1 protein-coding gene is annotated in these 1,080 nt (G+C 67.6%); it reads left to right on the forward strand.

Going from position 1 to position 1,080, the window contains the following annotated elements; genetic code table 11:
* Positions 1-385: 385 nt before the first annotated feature.
* Positions 386-1,080, forward strand: a 695-nt coding sequence (locus tag VB775_RS10230) for a beta-ketoacyl synthase N-terminal-like domain-containing protein (protein ID WP_323216771.1), incomplete at its 3' end; no start/stop codon positions are given.

Here is a 1,080-nt window from a genome sequence, read left to right on the forward strand (position 1 = left end):
GAGATCGACATCCCGGACGAGGACACCGAGAAGATCCGCACCGTCGGTGACGCGGTCTCGTACATCAGCGAGCGCGCGAGCTGAGGCTTCCGCTCCGCCGCTGCGCGGAGCGGCACGTCGTTCGTCGGCCCGAATCGGCGCTCGACGGGAGATCGCCGAGAGCCGATGAGGCTCGAGCATCGAGCTCGAGCAGGGAGCTCGAGCGCGGGGAGCGCTCACGGCCGTCGAACGTCGCGGGATGGAACGAGGAGCTGCGCGGACGGCCGGTGCCCGAAAGGTGTCCGGCCGTCGTCACGCAAGCGCCGCGCGCGCGACACCTGCGCGCGGTGCAACGAGCGAAGAAGCACTGCGACCGCCGAGGTCGAGCGGAGCGGAGACGTCGAGCATGCGACGAGTCGTGATCACGGGAGTGGGGGCAGTCAGCCCCTGTGGCAAAGACCTTCGAACCACGTGGGAGAGCGTGGTCGAGGGAAAGAGCGGTATCGAACGGATCCAGCGATGGGATCCGGCGGATATGGCGTCTCAAATCGCAGGTGAATGCCGGGATTTCGATCCCGAGCAGTACATCGAGAAGAAGCGTGTCCGCGAGATGGCGCGTTTCATCCACCTCGCGATGGGCGCCAGCCAGCAGGCGATCGAGAGCGCAGGCTTCGAGCCGGACGACGCGCTCAAGGATCGCACCGGCACCTTCATCGGGGTCGGCTTCTGCGGTCTCGAAGCGGTCGAGCAGCAGCACGAGATCCTGATGACGAAGGGCGCACGACGCGTGTCGCCGTACTTCATCCCGTCGGCGATCTCGAACCTCGCGCCTGGTCAGGTCTCGATGCGCTGGGGTCTGCGTGGGCCGAGCTACACCACGACGAGCGCATGCTCGAGCGGCGCGCACGCGATCGGCGAAGCCTTCCGCTGGATTCAGCGTGGCGGCATCGACGCCGCGATCGCGGGCGGTGCCGAAGCGAGCGTCACACCGCTCGGAGTCGCGGGCTTCGCGGCGATGCGGGCGCTCTCGAAGCGAAACGACGATCCGACCCGTGCGTCGCGTCCGTTCGATCGTGACCGCGACGGATTCGTCATCGCGGA

Source organism: Pseudanabaena sp. CCNP1317 (assembly GCF_034931345.1).
Classification (GTDB): domain Bacteria; phylum Cyanobacteriota; class Cyanobacteriia; order Pseudanabaenales; family Pseudanabaenaceae; genus Pseudanabaena; species Pseudanabaena galeata.